General features: G+C 39.3%; 19 protein-coding genes and 1 pseudogene. 9 read left to right on the top strand and 11 right to left on the bottom strand.

The window, feature by feature from the left end:
- Window position 1: 1 nt before the first annotated feature.
- Together MBUR_RS01250 and MBUR_RS01245 are read left to right on the top strand one after the other, a co-directional pair.
- Window positions 2-688 (top strand): potassium channel family protein, encoded by a 687-nt coding sequence (locus MBUR_RS01250; protein ID WP_048063127.1) that lies wholly within the window; start codon window positions 2-4, stop codon window positions 686-688.
- A gap of 23 nt (window positions 689-711) precedes the next feature.
- Window positions 712-1,485 (top strand): sulfite exporter TauE/SafE family protein, encoded by a 774-nt coding sequence (locus tag MBUR_RS01245; protein WP_011498416.1) that lies wholly within the window; start codon window positions 712-714, stop codon window positions 1,483-1,485.
- Between the two features lie 307 nt (window positions 1,486-1,792).
- On the opposite strand, the gene MBUR_RS01240 is transcribed toward MBUR_RS01245, so the two are convergent.
- Complete coding sequence (locus MBUR_RS01240; protein WP_011498415.1) at window positions 1,793-3,184, bottom strand: DEAD/DEAH box helicase; 1,392 nt, start codon at window positions 3,182-3,184, stop codon at window positions 1,793-1,795.
- 57 nt (window positions 3,185-3,241) lie between these two features.
- Here MBUR_RS01240 and MBUR_RS01235 point away from each other — a divergent pair, with 57 nt between their 5' ends.
- A complete protein-coding gene (locus MBUR_RS01235; protein WP_011498414.1) occupies window positions 3,242-3,559 on the top strand; it encodes a GNAT family N-acetyltransferase in 318 nt (105 codons plus the stop codon).
- Window positions 3,560-3,906: 347 nt separating this feature from the next.
- Here MBUR_RS01235 and MBUR_RS01230 read toward each other — a convergent pair.
- From MBUR_RS01230 to MBUR_RS01185, 10 genes and pseudogenes are all read right to left on the bottom strand, one after another.
- Window positions 3,907-4,239 (bottom strand): annotated as a pseudogene (locus tag MBUR_RS01230) (hypothetical protein); the annotation flags it as partial.
- Window positions 4,240-4,757: 518 nt separating this feature from the next.
- Window positions 4,758-5,189 carry a hypothetical protein gene (locus tag MBUR_RS01225; RefSeq protein WP_157196608.1) on the bottom strand — a complete coding sequence of 144 codons (432 nt, stop codon included), beginning with the start codon at window positions 5,187-5,189 and terminating at the stop codon, window positions 4,758-4,760.
- On the bottom strand, window positions 5,147-6,274 hold the full coding sequence (locus MBUR_RS12760; RefSeq protein WP_198003775.1) for a HEAT repeat domain-containing protein: 1,128 nt from the start codon (window positions 6,272-6,274) through the stop codon (window positions 5,147-5,149). Before MBUR_RS12760 ends, MBUR_RS01225 begins: the two co-directional genes overlap by 43 nt.
- Before the next feature lie 174 nt (window positions 6,275-6,448).
- The gene (locus MBUR_RS01215; protein ID WP_011498412.1) at window positions 6,449-6,775 is read right to left on the bottom strand and encodes a hypothetical protein; all 327 of its coding nucleotides are present in this window, start codon (window positions 6,773-6,775) and stop codon (window positions 6,449-6,451) included.
- 100 nt (window positions 6,776-6,875) lie between these two features.
- Entirely contained in the window at window positions 6,876-7,904 is a 1,029-nt protein-coding gene (locus MBUR_RS01210; protein WP_011498411.1) for a NosD domain-containing protein, read from the bottom strand.
- 8 nt (window positions 7,905-7,912) lie between these two features.
- On the bottom strand, window positions 7,913-8,374 hold the full coding sequence (locus MBUR_RS14510) for a right-handed parallel beta-helix repeat-containing protein (protein ID WP_011498410.1): 462 nt from the start codon (window positions 8,372-8,374) through the stop codon (window positions 7,913-7,915).
- Between the two features lie 143 nt (window positions 8,375-8,517).
- Window positions 8,518-8,904 (bottom strand): hypothetical protein, encoded by a 387-nt coding sequence (locus MBUR_RS01200; protein ID WP_048063125.1) that lies wholly within the window; start codon window positions 8,902-8,904, stop codon window positions 8,518-8,520.
- A 124-nt stretch (window positions 8,905-9,028) separates the two neighbouring features.
- Entirely contained in the window at window positions 9,029-9,712 is a 684-nt protein-coding gene (locus MBUR_RS01195; protein ID WP_011498409.1) for a hypothetical protein, read from the bottom strand.
- An 88-nt stretch (window positions 9,713-9,800) separates the two neighbouring features.
- Window positions 9,801-10,061, bottom strand: coding sequence for a hypothetical protein (locus MBUR_RS01190; protein WP_011498408.1), 261 nt, complete (start codon window positions 10,059-10,061; stop codon window positions 9,801-9,803).
- 96 nt (window positions 10,062-10,157) lie between these two features.
- Window positions 10,158-11,240: an outer membrane lipoprotein-sorting protein gene (locus MBUR_RS01185; protein ID WP_011498407.1), complete on the bottom strand. Its 1,083-nt coding sequence runs from the start codon at window positions 11,238-11,240 to the stop codon at window positions 10,158-10,160.
- A 202-nt stretch (window positions 11,241-11,442) separates the two neighbouring features.
- Here MBUR_RS01185 and MBUR_RS01180 point away from each other — a divergent pair, with 202 nt between their 5' ends.
- The 6 genes from MBUR_RS01180 (at window position 11,443) to MBUR_RS01160 (ending at window position 17,240) form a co-directional block, all read left to right on the top strand.
- Window positions 11,443-12,189: a winged helix-turn-helix transcriptional regulator gene (locus MBUR_RS01180; RefSeq protein WP_011498406.1), complete on the top strand. Its 747-nt coding sequence runs from the start codon at window positions 11,443-11,445 to the stop codon at window positions 12,187-12,189.
- A 529-nt stretch (window positions 12,190-12,718) separates the two neighbouring features.
- On the top strand, window positions 12,719-12,943 hold the full coding sequence (locus MBUR_RS13675; RefSeq protein WP_157196607.1) for a hypothetical protein: 225 nt from the start codon (window positions 12,719-12,721) through the stop codon (window positions 12,941-12,943).
- A 912-nt stretch (window positions 12,944-13,855) separates the two neighbouring features.
- On the top strand, window positions 13,856-14,647 hold the full coding sequence (locus MBUR_RS01175) for a winged helix-turn-helix transcriptional regulator (protein ID WP_198003773.1): 792 nt from the start codon (window positions 13,856-13,858) through the stop codon (window positions 14,645-14,647).
- Between the two features lie 25 nt (window positions 14,648-14,672).
- Window positions 14,673-15,023 carry a hypothetical protein gene (locus MBUR_RS01170; protein ID WP_011498402.1) on the top strand — a complete coding sequence of 117 codons (351 nt, stop codon included), beginning with the start codon at window positions 14,673-14,675 and terminating at the stop codon, window positions 15,021-15,023.
- A gap of 92 nt (window positions 15,024-15,115) precedes the next feature.
- Entirely contained in the window at window positions 15,116-15,724 is a 609-nt protein-coding gene (locus MBUR_RS01165; RefSeq protein WP_011498401.1) for a DUF1673 domain-containing protein, read from the top strand.
- Between the two features lie 307 nt (window positions 15,725-16,031).
- Window positions 16,032-17,240 carry an ISL3-like element ISMbu4 family transposase gene (locus tag MBUR_RS01160; protein ID WP_011498400.1) on the top strand — a complete coding sequence of 403 codons (1,209 nt, stop codon included), beginning with the start codon at window positions 16,032-16,034 and terminating at the stop codon, window positions 17,238-17,240.
- The last annotated feature ends 18 nt before the right edge of the window (window positions 17,241-17,258 follow it).

Here is a 17,258-nt window from a genome sequence, read left to right as displayed (position 1 = left end):
TATGAGGACAGATGAACATTTGATAGTACTTGGTTATGGTGATGTGGGTAAGCGCATTGTTGAGGTGCTTCAGGACCATCAGCTTAGTTTTGTAGCAGTTGATACAAATGAGCAGAATTTTTCAAATGCTGATTTCCCCTATGTTGTGGGCGATGGTACGGATGAAGATATCTTAAAGGAAGCTGGTATCGATAAAGCATCAACTCTGATTATCACTTTGAACGATGACAATGATGTCATTTTTGCAACCCTTATCGGACGTGGCATGAAACCGGATTCCCTAATATTCTCACGTGCCAATTCTGTAAGGTCGATCGATAAGATCTACAAGGCAGGTGCCGATTATGTGGGGTCTCTCTCGATAGTTGCAGGACAGATGCTTGCCAAGATAACTTCTACATGCACAAAATACGAATGTGACGATCTTTTCGAAGATATTGTTCTCTATGAAGGAATCGGAATTGAGAAGTTTCATTTGCATAAAGGCTCTCCTATAGTCGGTATTTCTATAGTTGAACTGGATCTTGTCAAAAAGTTAGGTTGCAGGGTACTGGGCGTTGAACGCAATAAGGAAGTTACTATCGATCCGCATGATCTGTTTGTCCTTGAACTTGGGGACGTGGTTGCAGTGGTAGGTAGCAGAGAACAGATGGAATTGTTCCACAATGCATATGTGACAAAGAATTGATATATTCCTGGAAATACGATATTATGGATACTCTTATTCTGGTTGCATTGGTGCTATTGCTTTCTGTCCTCTTCTCATTTCTCGGAATGGGTGGTGCTGTTATCTATGTGCCACTGTTCTATTGGCTAGGGATAGATCTGATAACTGCCATTGCAATGGCTCTTATGCTCAATGTGGTCACAACTGCTTCTGCATCCGTTACTTATCTAAGGAAAAAGACAGTTGATCTCCCCACAGCGGCACCGTTTATCTTATCTTCTGCAATAGCTGCACCATTGGGAGCGTATGTCTCTACATCTGTTCCGGAAGAGTTCGTCCTTCATACTTTCAGTGTGGTCGTAGCTGCTGCCGGTGTACTTATGATACTCTTGAAAGATATCGGGGAAAATGATACTACTTCTAACTTGGATATAAAGGAACGTTTAGCTATCGGGATAATCTCCGGTCTGTTCATAGGCTTCATTGCAGGACTGCTGGGCATAGGTGGTGGTATCTTCCTTGTACCGATACTTGTGTTCATGGGATTCGGCGTAAGACGTGCTCCTGCAACATCTGCTTTGGTAGTTTTGTTCTCTTCCCTTTCCGGATTCCTTTCACACATAAGCAATGCCCAGATAGAATTTCGTACACTGGCGATCCTTGGAATTGTGTCTTTTATCGGAGGTCAGCTAGGTTCTCATCTAATGTACCTTAGATTTCCATCTCTTAGTGGTTTTTTTGAGAGATACTTTCAAAAAATATTCGGCCTACTATTGATATTAATCTCCATGATGCTGCAGTTATCCCTTCTTAAATGATGGCATAATACGTCCCATGATTCTGATTTCATGATGGAAAACTTTAATAATAACACCAAACCTTGAAACAATGGGTGCTTTTGATCCAATTAACAACTTGAAATATATTGTATCAGACCTTACACTTAAAAAGCAAAATAAACAATTAAACCTGCTATAATTGAGATAGTAATTGCCAAGAAAAATGCAATGAACGATTATGATATTCTGTAAATTGTAGCAATCAATAATTTTTTGGAGTAAGGTCAGGAACAGACATTAGCATTTTCAGCCCATGAATAGATTCATGAACTGAAAAAATGCTCAATTACTGACTGCTTTTGGGCTTACCTGCGCCTCGACCAGAATTTCGACCTGAGTTCTTCTTGGATGTACTTTTAGCCTGGCCTCGATTGGTGTTCTCGGATCGTCCATCTTTATTTTTACTATCCTTATTAGCACTACTACTTCTACCGCCTTTGCCTTCTCCTTTTTTGCCTCTACCTCTTTTAGGTCCGGTGCTTCCAGTTCGTCCTCTCTGTTGCTTGGGAGCTGGCTTCGCTGCGTCACCTGTGGCATTCTTCGCTTTTTCGGAGTGGTAATTATGCTCTGCGACCTCGATCTCCATATCGGTGAGTTTTTCGATATCACGAAGGAAATCCCTTTCATCCGCTGCACAGAATGAGTATGCTGTTCCTTCAGCTCCTGCTCTTGCTGTACGTCCTATGCGGTGCACGTAGCTTTCAGGGATATTCGGCAGGTCATAGTTTATTACATGGGATATGTCCTCGATATCAATTCCTCGGGCAGCTATGTCTGTTGCGACCAGTACACGCAGTTGTCCGGACTTGAAATTCTGAAGCGTTTTTGTACGGTGGGTCTGGGACTTGCTTCCATGGATAGCACCCGCATTGATATTGCTCTTGTTAAGCATCTCAGTGACCTTATTGGCACGGTGCTTTGTACGTGTGAATACGAGGACACAGTCCAGATGTTCGCCCCTTAGTAAATGCAAAAGCAATTCGTTCTTGTTATCCGAATCCACGAAAAAGATGAACTGCTCTATGCGCTCAACGGTTGTTGCCTGCGGAGTAACCTCAACCTGTGCAGGATTGCTGAGCATCTTCCTGGCAAGTGTAGATATCTCCGGGGACATGGTGGCTGAAAAGAAAAGGGACTGACGCTTTTTTGGCAGCATATCGACAATTTTGTTCACGTCGTTGAGGAAACCCATGTCAAGCATCCTGTCCGCTTCATCGAGGACAAAATATTCTACATTTGAAAGCTTGATGTGTCCTTGCTGTATCAGATCCAGCAGTCTGCCCGGAGTTGCTACAAGGCAATCTACACCTCTTGAGAGAGCTCTTACCTGTGGTGTCTGTCCGACACCTCCGAATACAACTGTATGTTTGTAACGGGTGTATTTGCCATAAGTGGCAAAACTCTCCCCGATCTGTGCTGCAAGTTCCCTTGTTGGGGCAAGCACGAGTACTCGTGGTTTTTTCGGAGTTGCCTTTTTGTGAATTGCAGACATATTTTGAAGAATTGGCAATATGAATGCAGCCGTCTTGCCAGTTCCTGTCTGAGCGATACCGATCATATCCCTATTATCCAATAGATGGGGGATGGATAGTTCTTGTATGGGAGTAGGTGATGTATATCCTTCTTCGGTTAATGCCCGCTGAAGCGGGAAAATCAAATTTAAATTATCAAATGACACGTTATACCTCTGGTTAAAATGTAAAAATTGTTGGAATTTATCTGACTCATCTTTCTGATGAGTAATAACCCTGATGGTTATGGTTCAAATTTTACTATCGATTTTGAAGATATTGTTCATCTTATAATGGTAGATGTTGACCTTCAACGTGAAAGTATTGGATCGCAACTTCTTGTTCATTCCGGGAAGGAGTTGTCCGGTCATGGTGCTACAACTCTCCACGTTGAAACATTTGAGATAAATAATCAGGCAGTCAATTTCTACAAGAAAAATGACTGTATTCTTACCAGAAAACAAAAAGAACAGGGTCTTAATATCAATAGGTTATTATTTGAAAATGCAACACGACATAATGATGATGATTGTCACATCTGAAAAACATTAGATATGTTAATATACTATTAATTAATATGTATATATTAAGAGCTATCTGTAATCTATAATTGGGGAGTACGGGGGTACAATCAGATAAATAAAAATTGTGGTGGTGGCTCTTTATTTTATGTGTCGAGGGTGATACTTTGTATCTCCCTCTATCCCCTCTAGATGTTGAGAACTTTAATTGTCATGTTATCAGCGACTATAAATATATTTTATTTACATAACATTTTGTATCTATTTTTCTAAAATAAAAGGCTTAGTCGAGAAATTTGAAAAAACGATTAAAGAAAGGGTTGTTATCCCTGTCTCAAAATTGTCTCGTAAAATAAAATACAACGAATTCAAGCCCAACCAATCTGCTGGAGGGTAATCATATCGTTCCATATTTTGGTCATGTGTTTGATAAGATTTCCTTCGAATATCATCAGATAGGTATAGTCTGCTGCGGCGGTCTTACCTGTTGGGGGCACAGGACCACCTGGACCAATCTGAGTTCCATGGAATACAGCACAAGCTGCAACGCTATTCCTTTCTTCGTCTTCTGCAAGGAAAAGTAGCTCATAATGTCCATCTGGTATTGGGGTTAGTAAGTTCTTCATCCATTCGGTGTAACCTTCCACAGTGTTTATTCCATCCAATGCACCTACTTGGGCAGAGAATGTTGCACCAGGATGATAGTATTGCTTACAGACTTCTCATCCTTTTCCAGTTTCACATGCCTCGTAAAACTTTTTTGCCATTTCTAAATTTTTGTTCACCTTTCAACCTCCATTTTCCCATCACACATAATGTAACAGAAATTAGGCTTTGTAGAAATCCTCATCCAAACTAAAAACACAGTCTTGACAAATTTTTGAAGTGTGTTCCAGATTTATAATTTGGAACAAACACATTCATCCCCTTGTATTTAAGTTGGAGAACAATCACAGGGGGATTTATAAAAATGAGTGGCTTAGTTGAAGTTAGAAAAGAGGATTTCTACAGAGCCAGATATTTTTATTACGATTAATGATTCTTGGTGGACTGGGTGGTTACTTTGCATCAAAAAGAGAGATAAAATTTCTTATCGTTGCAATTGCTTTGGTTATATTATGGTTTTTGGTTTTTATATATTCATTTCATTTTCATTGATGGGTGAACAAGTGAAAAATTTAAATAAAATTCATTTTAACTCCGTATCATATGCGAGACATCAATCATCCTCCGGTGCCTCAGTCTGGAATTGGAACATCACAAGCACTTCGTTGATACCATTCTGCCTGCTTTGCCTGTCAAAGATCCCATAGATCTCATCCATCAGGGAAGTTTTGATCTGCGAACCATCCAGAATATCAAGCACAATAAATCCATTTCGATCAAGCCCATAGGTGACCACAGGTCCATTTGGATAGGTATATTCCAGCATATCTTCGCTTACTCCTTTTTCAACAATTGCAAGTTCATCAAGCCAGTAATCCCTCTCATCCTCGATATAGAATTCCGGTTCCTTTCCATAAGTAGCGATGGCACCGTACTTGTGTTTGTTTACAATTCCTTCAATGCTTATTTTTGCAGAAGTGCGTACAAGTTCCGAATCATCATTCAATGTTTCTTTAAGAGGTTTGACAGCCCTTTCATCCCCAATCCTGCCAAGAGCTTCAGCAGCACGGGTGCGCGTACCTGCGAGTCATTATCCCCTAACGCAAGGATGAGAGATTCTACCGCAGGCTCACCTATTCTGCTTAGAGATTGTGTTGCAGGACCAGATACGTCATTAACGGTTATTAAAACCATCAGAGGTTCTACTGCTGGTTCCCCCATCTCACCAAGAGCCTGGATCGCCCATATCCGGGATGGTTGACTTTCATTTAGATCGTTTGCAACCCTGACAAGAGGTTCGAATGCCGGATCACCAATATCCACAAGAGCAATTTTTGCAGCGTTTCTAACATCGCTGTCCCTGTCGCCCAAAACATCAATTAGTGGCTCAACTGCAGTTTCATTTCCGATCTTACCAAGGGTCTGGGCTGAATTCTCCCGAATCTTCGGGTCATAGCTACCCAATGCCTGTATCAGGGGTTCTACTGCCGATGCATCCATTTCAACGAGTTCTTTGACAGCATTAACCCTGACAGAAATGTTCTCGTCTGCCATATCTGATATCAATGACCCCGCTGCGGAAGTGCTGTCATAAACATCAGTATGTGAGATAGGTGTGCTCGGAGATATTGCCTTGACCATCAGAATCTCATGACCATAATTGGAGGTCTTTGTTGTGAGCTTCCAGGTTGGATAGTATGTGGTTTCATCCCCATAGCCATACGGATAAACATCAAAACGGTCGAAATAAACAAATTCAACTTCAGTGATCCTGACACGTCCAAGAGATGACATGGGATAATCACCCCTGTCTGTGACAAAATTGCCGACCTTTACTTGCCGTGTCAGGTATCCTTTTGAGTTTTCTATCTTTGCTTCTCCTATGGGATGAAAGCTATCTGCATTGAATTTTGTATCCTCAATAGAATCATTGATAACAAGGAAACAAACATCGTTTGCAGAACTATTGAAGTCTTCAGTAGAGTTCACGAAATCGACGTGTAGGATATTCAAAGGAATCTTTGCCTGAAAAATAGACAGATTGTTTACCGGTACTTCAGGAACTTCCGCATCCAAGCGGACTCCGGGATAGAAGAACGCACCAATAACAAGAACTACCAACAGAAACATACTCAAAATCGTAATTAAAATCTTTTTGTTTCCCTGCATTGACTTACCCTCAATAAAATTATGTCCTTACCAAGCATATTACAATTCAAAAATTTTCCATAATAGTTACAAGATGATATTCTTTGCCATGCTCTCCGTCAAGCGTAAAAGACAACACAGCAGTCTCATTGGGACTTAAAGTAACTGTTTGGGAACTGCTATCCCTACTTCGCCATTGGATTCAAGTGAAGCAGTAACATTTGCACTTCTTGAAGTATTAGCACCATTCCTAACTCGCATATCAACATCGTAAACAATGCCTTTTGATAGATCAAAGGACCTGTGGAATGTAGAAGGAGTCTCATAATAAATGTCATCATCATAGACATTATTGGAAATGTCAGCATCGGAAGCATGAATGGTAACATACCCACTGGCAAAAAGAACTCCGATCATCAGAGCCCCGCCAATTATTTGCAATCCCTTGTATGACAGGAACTTTTTATTTTTTATCATGATCATCCATACCACCAGTCATTAATTCCATTTCATCCTTTGTCAGTACATCTGTTGCAGTCGTCAATGTAATCAAAAATAAAAGGATGGTAATTTGACATCTGTTTCATCGAGAAGCTCCTTTAGCAAAAATGAATACAGCGATCAGTGCTAAAAATGAAGTTATTATTCTAAATCCAGGAATGATCTCAGAGCGTTGTTCATTGTTATTTTCTACTGGATCAACATTCGATTCTTCAACAATTTCTTCATCGAGAACAATAAATCCATCATACATGAATGCAACCGGTACTTCTTCAATCCCGACCTTCTTTCCCTGCTCTTCGAATATCTCATATATCTCATCCAGAGTAGAATTGTCAATGTCTGTTCCCTCAAGGACCCCAACTTCGACACAGCCATTAATTCCACAACCAGTCCAAATCACCGAACCATTCGGATGGAAGTAAACTTCGGTTTCATTCCTCGCACCTTTTCCGATCACCATGAGCTTCCCGAGCCAATCCCTTCTTTCAGTTTCGTTCTCAAAAGAAGGCATTCTGCAATAAGTTGTTATTACATTAGTCTCATTTCTCAGTTCTTTAAAAGTTTCAGGTCCAAATTCAAGTGACTTACGACCAATGGAATTATGATCATCCGTTGAGAAATTCTCCATTTCTTTTTCAATTCTCACCCTACTTCTTTCTACTATCTTATCATACCCAAGAAGTTCTTCAGAAATATCGTTGTCTCTTATCGTAGTATTATCAACCCTTTCATCAAGGTATAGGTTACAATTGTTGTTTCGGATCGTGTTGTTCAACAGGATATTACCATTACTCCCTGACGATACAAAAATTCCAAAACCGTAGTCTCCAATCTTGGATAAGATGACGTTATTAAGCAGTTTATTGCCAGAACCTGAAATAACAATTCCCCTGTTTTCATTCATTGTTACAATGTTGCCTGCCGGTGTGTTATTATCACCACCAACACTGATTCCAATTTCATTATTTGATGCATTGTTATGTTCTACGATATTGTTGTTGGAACCGTGAATTGCTATTCCGGAAGGATTATCAAATACAATGTTACCGTTTATTGTGTTGTAATTGGAAAAAGAGACAAGTATCCCATCATAGATGTTAGAATTCACCGTATTGTTTACCAGAATATTGTTTTAGCTGGATAAAAAAGGTAGATACCGTTTCCATTATTTGAAACAATATTGTTTTGAATGATACAATTGGATGCTTCATCAATGTATATTCCACCTTTGTACATTGTTGTATTCTTTATGCCGCCCATTACCGTAAACCCACTGATATTGACACTATCTGAGCTTACATGAATTACGTGGTCTTGATTGTTGGCAGCCTCAACAATCGTATCTTCGGGATTGCCGGATTGTGACATTAATGTTAAACTCTTGGAGATGTCTATGTTCTCCATGTAGCTCCCCGGCTGAACAAGAATAACATCTCCCTCATTTGCGTTGTCTACAGCCTTCTGGATCGTTGCATAATTTGCCTCGTCGCCGGCGCCAACAATAATAGAATTCGCCGTTACAGTACCGGCAGTCATCATCAGAATGACAAATGTTATTACAATACAGATTCTAAGCATTATCCTTCCCACCATCCCCAATATTTTTTACAATCTTTTTTTTGCAGCTTCAAATACACAGACAAACTATTATGTTAACTTCATCAGCTATCATCTTTCAGTTTGATAATCAGACTTGCAATAATTTCAACAATATCCACATTTCAAGCAGTCGCAAACGAGACTCCATAATATTCATTCCCAACCTTGATCACATAAGAACCCTTTTCTTCAAGGAAATCGATTGTCCGCCTCCATTCACCGGAACTTGCTTTCACAAACTCCTGGGTCTCGATTGCTTCCTTTAAGGCAGGATATTCGTTCAACTTTTCTTCAGTTACAACTACAAAATCCGCAGGAGTATAGTCAAATCGATCAGCATCTATCGTTTTTGAATACATATGACTGTGCGCACTCCATACAAAAAAGCCGGCAGAGATAAGAAGTAGCGCCATAAAGGATATGATAAATGCCTTTGCCACAAAAACACTCGACCTCTCCTTGCAGACCAGTATTCCGGTACCAAATAGTATCCAGTAAATGAGTAGCATCAAATAGATGGACTGGGAAGGATGTATGCCCTTAGGAGATAACCACTGAGATAGAATGTGAAGATACCAAGGCAGAAGAAGATTATGTATTTCTTTTGTATAGTGGTTAACTTGCTCATATCCATCATACTAACCCCTTAAGAAAACGGATTATGGAAGCCAGGATACCTTCATCTTTTTTATCAACTACATCCGGAACCGTTTCCTCGTTCAGTGATAGATTTTCTTTTATGGAAGAGGTGTTCTTTTCTGCAAAAGATGTATTTTCTTTGATCGTCAGCCTGATATTTGGTATATCTGGTTCTTCAAATGTTTCGATGCGGTCTGGACTGCCATCATTGTACTCTGAAACCTTCCTGGATGTATAGAGTACCAGCCGGTCTTCTGAAAAACCGGCTATCGAATATTCTACTTCTTCTCTGGTCAGCGGATCTTCCTCTTTCACAACATTCCATTTAGGATTTATCTCAACTTCATAGAAGCATAAGTTTGGATCCGATTCCAGATCGATATTATCGAGTCCTTTAGCTTCTAAATAATCTTTATCAATGGCATAGATCGTCAGGTCATTGGCTTTATAGAATTTTGTCAGACATTTATTCGAACTGATGATATAAGGATTCTCACACTGAATAATCGGACCGGCTATGTGTCCCACCAGTACGATTTCCGGGAATTCCTCCAGATTCACTATTTTGACACATCTGTCTATACCACGTGTTCCTGGAAATAGTACATCTGCACATGCATTTGCTGTAAATGCAGATAGAATTAGAAGAATGATCAAAAATTTTATTGATAATTTCATGATATCAACTCCTATGAATGTGCTATCAAATACTGAAATATGCTTCCGGATCAAAACAAACACCCTTTTTTGTTAATTCGTTCATGTATTACGATGCTCCAAAGGAATCCTTTACGAAAAATATTGATGCTACAAGAAGTACAAAGCCTACTCCAAAACCGGTCCAGGTAAGCAGCGGGCCAAAAAGATATTCCTGGTAAAAGATGTTTGATGTCAGCATTTGTCCAATGGAAGTCAAAAATAGATTTGCACCAATGACTCCACACACAAGTGCATATATTATGTAGTTTATCTGTATTTTACCAGGCTCGTTCATAAGATCATCATCTTTCTTTTCTTTAATAATCATAGTGATAAATTTTGTATTAATTGTTTATGTCCATTTTATCGAACTGAAATCAGGAAATGTCCGATGAAAAGGACATAAAAAAGCAAGTTTATCAGATCAGTTCATGGATTCCGCCACCTTCACGATCTCATCTTTATCCAGGGAAGCGCTTATCATCAGCTCAATATCATCCACATACCATCGAAGCATTTTATTTCCATAAACTTCGACAAAGTCCCCGGGAGAGCCATTGACATCAACACTCTCGGAACCAGGGAACTCCGTTGGTCCGGGAAAACCGGATTCAACTTCAGTTATATGCAGCTGTGAGTCATCATTAATGAAAACCAGAGTGACTCTTTGCAGAACCTGACTGCCGGATGCGAACTCGCTGTTATCGAACAGTGATGCATGATCGAGTTCATAACCATCCGGGACATAGGATGGAAGAAGAATATGAAAATCTGCTTTATCCTGTGCTTCCTCTAATGTGATATCCTCAGGAACTGCGAACTCATTCAGGTTAAGGGTACTTACTTCTACACCTTCAGGGATATCGAACTCGAATACTTCATCTGAAATACCAGTATTCACCTGCAAATTGCGAACCTCTACTGAAACAATTACGTTTCCATCGGTATCATACATGTCATACTTCAGCGGCATCCAGGTCTCTGCGTCGACCCAGACCTTGATATTGCCGGTAAATGGACCTGCGGATGGAACTTCCTCTTTTGGCTCAAGGTTCATTATGAAAGTGTTCCTGCCTTCGATCTTTTTCATTCCGGAGAAAGAAACATCACTTTCATTCAGGAACTGTGCAATGATATCGCCATAATTTATTTCCTGATACAGATCGATATCCGGCATTTCCATGGCCACGACCGAGTTCTGCTGAGGATCATATGTCCACATGGTCTCTCCATTGGAAACGACAATGGTACCCGCCTGTTCTGCAGGCTGCTTAGTGACCGACCTCATCTTATCTTTTTTCTGGAACATGTCCTGCTCCATTACGGATTCCTGACCCATGAGTGACATTGTCATGTACAAAGTGAATGAGGAATCTTCAATGAGGTCGTTTTTCTGTTGCATTTTCTCTGCGATCTCTTCTGCTGTAAGTTGCTCGTCCACACATCCCGCTGAGAACAATGCACAACACATTAAAAGCAATACAAGCAATACTTTAGTTCTTTTCAAGTCCCTCATCCTCCGATAATCAATATTCGTTATTCAACGAACTTTTTTACAATGTTTATAAATGTAACTATGTTCTTTTATAAATTATTTATGTCCATTTCATCGAACTGAAAGATGGACATTGGTCTCAGAGTAATTATTTTTAAAAATTTATTTGAAATTTGAGAAATGTTTATACATTAAAAAGTCTTATGTACACTAAATGAATAAATGGATACTGACAATCTTAATCTCGCTTTTGGTACCGCTTCTGGCATGTGGAGCAGTATATGTAGAATCCCAATACAATACGGCCGAGGGATACATAGTAGTTCCAGCCAGTGAAGATCCTTCCTACGACCCGGCTTCCTATAAAGGTGCAGATTCCACCTTGACATTCTGGGACCTTCCTTTAAAACTAAAGATGATACATATCTTTAATATTTTCCTGGTAACGATCGGTCTTGCCAAACTGTCACCTCTAATATTGTCGAAGTTCAGCCTTATATTTGCAAATAAGAACAGGAACAACGTTTTTGAGTATATCGTAAGCAATCCGGGATGCAGTGTGGCTGATATATCACATGGTCTTGAACTAAACCGAGGGACTGCAAAGTACCACCTGAAAAAACTACACAACGAGCACAAGATCACTGTTTACGACCATGGAAGCTCTCCAAGGTTCTTTCAGAACAATTCGGTTTGCAGCGAGCAAGCCCAGATCCTAGCTCCTTTTCTGCAGGATGCAAACCAAAAACAAATACTTCTGATGATCAGAGATAAACCCGGTATGACAAATAACGAAATCTCACAGACCCTCTGCATCACCAACAGCACAGTTTCATACCACCTCAAGAAAATGACCACGAATGAATTACTGCAGGCAGAGAAGGATGGTAGGTTCAAGAGATATTCTCTGAACCCCCGGATGGAATCGGAACTGGACAAGATAATGCATGCTGACATTTGAGGAACATAGTTCATCAGGTCTTGGTGTAAATACCAAAGTTCATATTAGGCTATCGAAACAGTTCGAGGAAATGGACATAAACCGTTTATATGTATAACCGATTAACAGGAGCTTGTTCTATCTGATATGTTTGAATTACCTGGAATTGATGCACAATGATATCCTCATATCTGATGATTCTGATTATGACACCTATTCTACTTTGCCTGATAACTGCTGGCTATTATATTTTTGTGCCGAAAAATTTCAAAAAAAATCCAAAGACAACATACAGAAGCATGTTTTCGTTGGATACATTGCCCTATCTGCTATCAGCATGCTTTGTCTATGTGCTCGTTAAATTTCAGGTGGTAGTTACCAAATTTTTGCGTGACGGAGCAAATACTAACTACGCTAAGTATATACTGTTAATAGAGGGTGATACCGTAAGCTATTTTCAAAGCTTTGCAACCCAATGTTAACATGTATTAGTGCAATCGTTTATTTGGTTGGATTTTCCTTATTGTTAGTTTTCACGTTCTTCTTGCTCATGCAGACTCAAAATCTCAAGGTTCTACAAGAGTACACGATTGCTTTCATTGCAATCTACCTGATAGCACTTCCTTTTTATATTTATTTACCAGTGACAGTTACAGGTTACACATTACCCACTGTTACCCCTTTATTGTATAACCTGAGCCCTATCATCTCACAAGGTGTGAGAATTGTCGATCCATTCCTTGACAATTGTTTCCCAAGTCTGCATGCTGCATAATCCATTATGGCTATGTTGATGATCTTCAGGACCGATTATAAGAAGTTCAAAGTTTTTGTGACGCTAACAACGATTACCATACAATTTACGATACTATATCTATGAATACATTGGATCACAGATCTGATTGGTGGTTGCATACTGGCTTTGCTAAGTTACTTTATTGTCACCCGATATAGGATTACCATTTTTAAATTGCCTGAGAGGATTGTGATGCTCTTTGAGAAGAAGACAGGTATAATCGATGCTATTAATTCCCTCCTCCTGTCCAAAGGGTTCACTAAATGAGAATTTTGATTTTTATGTCATAGGAAGGTTTGGGTTCATGCAGGTTTCGGAATTTGATAGTAGTAAATACTCAAATATCCATGGCACCCACATTCGGGCAGTGTTTCATGAAAAGTATATCGAAGACCATGTATAATTCAAGGTAAAGATGGTAAAAAAACAACCCATGCAGCTATATGATTAGAAATCTTCGGAACAGTTCGATGAAATGGACATAAAGGTAATATACCTCACAAATCGTATTTTTCTTTAATAAAATAAGCAGACATAAAACAAAATTTTAAATAATATGTTAAAAAAATAATAAATAAATAAATAAATAAATAAATTGAAGAGGTAGTAATACATGGAACAGAGTTATGCTGTAGGATGGGGAACGCTTGCATTAATAAATACAGGAATCGCTCAAAGTAAGAACAAAAAAGGTCTCAATTGGTTTCTTATTTCCTTATTGCTTGGTCCTATAGCTACATTTATCCTAGTTGCCTTTAAATCCTAAAGAAGTTTTGCATGGAATTTCATGAAAATATTGTTTAGATAAATCCAAACATAAGTTATTGAAAACAAGACAGTGGAAATACGATGTATAGGAATTATCCTTTCTTTGAACAGAGGACTAAAATCTTGGTATATACCATAATTAAGCATCGAAGAATCATCTTCGCTTCCTTTTTCCTTCTGTTATCTATCTCAACCGCCTGTGCTACTGAGTACACTGTCCGCCCAACCTTGAGCAATGAATTCGGTGTATCGGTAGCAGGAGAATATGTGCAGGAACTCGAGGTCAAAACTATTCCCTACTGGTACTTTCTCCTTTGGCTGGCCTGTATCCGGCTAAGCACATCATTTACACAGGTGTTCCCGAATATCCTCCCTCTTCTAGGTGGATATGAAAGGGTCCGCAGGTCAAATACGCTGGATAACCTGAACCGGAAGAAATTGTATGGCTTTATTCAATCCCGTTCTGGAGCTTATTTTAACGAGATCGTCAAGAGAACAGGATTAAACAGGGGGACTGTGAGATACCATGTAGATGTCCTGGAAACACAGCACATGATCGTATCTCACAAAGTAAATGGAAAGATCCGGTATTTTCAGAATGGTTCCACCTATGATGAAAAAGAGAAGACAGTGATCGCTGGGCTGAGAGATGATATTGATCGAAGGATCGTCTTAGAGATTCTCAACAACGGATGTAATACCAATGGAGCTCTTGCAGAAAGGATAGGGGTTTCTGCATCCACCATGAGCTGGCATATCAGACGACTTATGGAACAGGAGATCGTCAGAGGCGATAAAGAAGGTTGTTACACAATTTACAGGATCAATTCCAATTATTTGGAGTCGGTAGAGAAATATGTGCAGACTATGGATTCTTTGAGATATGATAAAATCAAAATCTGTAACAATACATAAATAGTAAACATGTGCATGTTGACATATGTTCCTTCCAACAGGAGAAAAACAGTTTGAGTTCTGGAAACTGCGAAGAGGTGGTCTTCCCAACATCAACATTGCACACTCGTTCAACATCTCCAGGCAGGCGGTATCCAGAGCGCTTATCAGCATGGATAAACGCATTGAGAATACGCTGCTTGAGATGGCGCAGGCGAACCAGATAGAAATGGAGAGCATGAGTTCTGAGCGCGGCATACTGTTCGGGCACTTAGTGCCCCTTAATGTCAGTACCTTGATTTTTGTGTCTGAAAAATACGGTGTGCAGGTGTGGTATGAACACGAAGGAGATTGTGGGAAATGCAGCAGGTACAGGGAGTGTATCGAACTGCTTTAGGACTTTGCAGATGAGATGAAAATCAAACTGAAGCAGACGGATGATCCTACAAAACTGGCAGAGGAACTGTTTGAAAAGTTGAGAGGATTGGTATGACAATAAATATAGCAGAAACTATACGGAAAGTCATGGGATGGTGTCCGAATTTGGGTGCGATGGAAGCCAGAAAAGCAATGCAATTCGATAACCTTGTGGTAAATGCACCTGACAAAAGTAGGGAACCAAACCATAAGACCATGACATGGCGGAATAAATATCGCAACTTGATTTTAATAGGATCAATTTTTGGCACCATCGGTCCCATAAATATGTTTATTTCGTGGGGCGGAAAGAACATGGGTATTGTTCTGGCAGGAACTTTTTTAGGGATATTGATAAGCAAGATTACATGGAAAACAACCTGGCATTCACTGGACAGGATAGCAATTCGCATACCCCGTAAAGCTGCCACAAAACTCTCTATAAAACGGATAGTTGTTTTTGGCATCATTATTTTCATATATGTGGCTGTGATCACCCATTTCATGTCAATTTACGGATTAAGAAGTGTCGTTGCATTTCTTGGTGGATGCGGCATGTCCCTGCTGTGGTCACATTACATGCAGATTGTACAATGGGAAAGGAAAAACCAGAAGACACTGGTTAAGTCGGGGTATGCTACACCAATTGTTGTAGTATCGAATGATAGGGACACGGAATGACAACAATTATTGAATATACTAGTAGAATGCTGGGTTGGTGTCCGATGAAAGATATCTAGTTTAGACAACCGCAAAATCTGCTCACCGGATTTCCAGTCTGCAACCTCTTTGGGTAAAACAGTTAACGTTCGACAGGGTCAATCGGAAAACGTAGTCTTTCCAGCCAATACTATCCTATTCATCGTTTGCTTCACAATAGGCTTGAACTTGCTGCTTTATATGTCTTCTCGATTGGATTATTCAATTTTTTGGATCTCCTCAACATTGAGTGGGTAATTTAATATTCGTTTCTTCCAATTCAATCATTATGGAAGATAAAGAACTCATTCAAATTACCCTTGGCTTATTATCCCCTTGGTTTGTAAAAGACATTGATCTCAATACTTCTAAAAGGAGGATGGACATCTACCTTGATTTTTCCAAGGGTACTAAATTCTCATGCCCTGTTTGCAACAAATTAAGTGAACTCCATGATACAAAAAAAAAGGTGTGGAGACACCTCGACTTTTTTCATTATGAAACATACCTTCATGCCAGAGTCCCTCGAACAAAATGTAATGAACATGGTGTAAAGCTTGTCAATGTTCCCTGGACAAGACAAAACACTGGATTTACCTTGTTCTTTGAAGCATTAATTGTTGCTATATCCAAGGAAATGACTGTGTCTGCTATTGCTGAAATGATTAACATTCATGAAGATTCAGTATGGAGAATTCTCACTCATTATGTTAACAAAGCAGCAGCAAAGATGGACCTGTCTGGTCTTGATACAATTGGAGTGGATGAGATATCTGTCAAAAAAGGTCACAGTTATGTGACTTTGTTCTATGATCTCAATAAATCAAGAATAATTCATATTGAAAATGGAAAGAAAAGAAGTGTGTTCAAAAAGTTTAGAGAATATCTTTCCAAGAAGATTGATCCTGATAACATTAAGTATATCTCGATGGATATGTACCCTGCTTTCAAAGGAGGGGCACGAGAATATTTTCCAAATGCTAAGATCGTTTATGATAAGTTTCACATTGTAAAAATGATGAATGATGCTATTGATAAAGTTCGAAGATCTGAGTATCAATCAAATAAAGATCTTGGTAAAACCAGATTCATGTGGTTGAAAAATCCTGAAAATTTATCAGATAGAGAAATCGCTAAAATACAATCGATCAAGGATTTGGATACTAAAACTGCTAAAGCGTACAAGTTTAAACTTGCACTCCAGCGATTATGGGAAATCAAAAATATGGATGTAGCAAGAGAGTATATTGAAAAATGGCATTATTGGGGAACACATAGCAACATTAAGGAAGTTATCACATTAGCAAAGATGATAAAAAGAAATTCTCATGGAATTCTGGAATCAATTAAGGGAAATATTAGCAATGGTGTTGTTGAAGGATTGAACAACAAGATCAAGACTGCTTTTAAGAGATCGTATGGATTGAAGACTGAAGTGTACAGGAATAAAATGATATTCTTGATGGCAGGGAAACTGAGTTTACCCACACGATGTTAAAGAGAACCAAAAAAATGT

Origin of the sequence: Methanococcoides burtonii DSM 6242 (assembly GCF_000013725.1) — an archaeon.
Lineage (GTDB): Archaea > Halobacteriota > Methanosarcinia > Methanosarcinales > Methanosarcinaceae > Methanococcoides > Methanococcoides burtonii.
The sequence above is the reverse complement of the archived record's forward strand: the minus strand, read 5'-3'. Positions and strand labels throughout refer to the sequence as shown.

Excerpts from the sequence above, each read along its gene's own strand:
- MBUR_RS01190 (WP_011498408.1), bottom strand. The coding sequence starts at position 10,061 with ATGATTATTAAAGAAAAGAAAGATGATGATCTTATGAACGAGCCTGGT.
- MBUR_RS14510 (WP_011498410.1), bottom strand. The coding sequence starts at position 8,374 with ATGCTTAGAATCTGTATTGTAATAACATTTGTCATTCTGATGATGACT.
- MBUR_RS01235 (WP_011498414.1), top strand. The coding sequence starts at position 3,242 with ATGAGTAATAACCCTGATGGTTATGGTTCAAATTTTACTATCGATTTT.
- MBUR_RS01200 (WP_048063125.1), bottom strand. The coding sequence starts at position 8,904 with ATGCTACTCATTTACTGGATACTATTTGGTACCGGAATACTGGTCTGC.
- MBUR_RS01165 (WP_011498401.1), top strand. The coding sequence starts at position 15,116 with ATGACAATAAATATAGCAGAAACTATACGGAAAGTCATGGGATGGTGT.
- MBUR_RS01245 (WP_011498416.1), top strand. The coding sequence starts at position 712 with ATGGATACTCTTATTCTGGTTGCATTGGTGCTATTGCTTTCTGTCCTC.
- MBUR_RS01195 (WP_011498409.1), bottom strand. The coding sequence starts at position 9,712 with ATGAAATTATCAATAAAATTTTTGATCATTCTTCTAATTCTATCTGCA.
- MBUR_RS01170 (WP_011498402.1), top strand. The coding sequence starts at position 14,673 with ATGTTCCTTCCAACAGGAGAAAAACAGTTTGAGTTCTGGAAACTGCGA.
- MBUR_RS01160 (WP_011498400.1), top strand. The coding sequence starts at position 16,032 with ATGGAAGATAAAGAACTCATTCAAATTACCCTTGGCTTATTATCCCCT.
- MBUR_RS13675 (WP_157196607.1), top strand. The coding sequence starts at position 12,719 with ATGCAGACTCAAAATCTCAAGGTTCTACAAGAGTACACGATTGCTTTC.
- MBUR_RS01180 (WP_011498406.1), top strand. The coding sequence starts at position 11,443 with ATGAATAAATGGATACTGACAATCTTAATCTCGCTTTTGGTACCGCTT.
- MBUR_RS01215 (WP_011498412.1), bottom strand. The coding sequence starts at position 6,775 with ATGATCATGATAAAAAATAAAAAGTTCCTGTCATACAAGGGATTGCAA.
- MBUR_RS12760 (WP_198003775.1), bottom strand. The coding sequence starts at position 6,274 with ATGTTTCTGTTGGTAGTTCTTGTTATTGGTGCGTTCTTCTATCCCGGA.
- MBUR_RS01250 (WP_048063127.1), top strand. The coding sequence starts at position 2 with ATGAGGACAGATGAACATTTGATAGTACTTGGTTATGGTGATGTGGGT.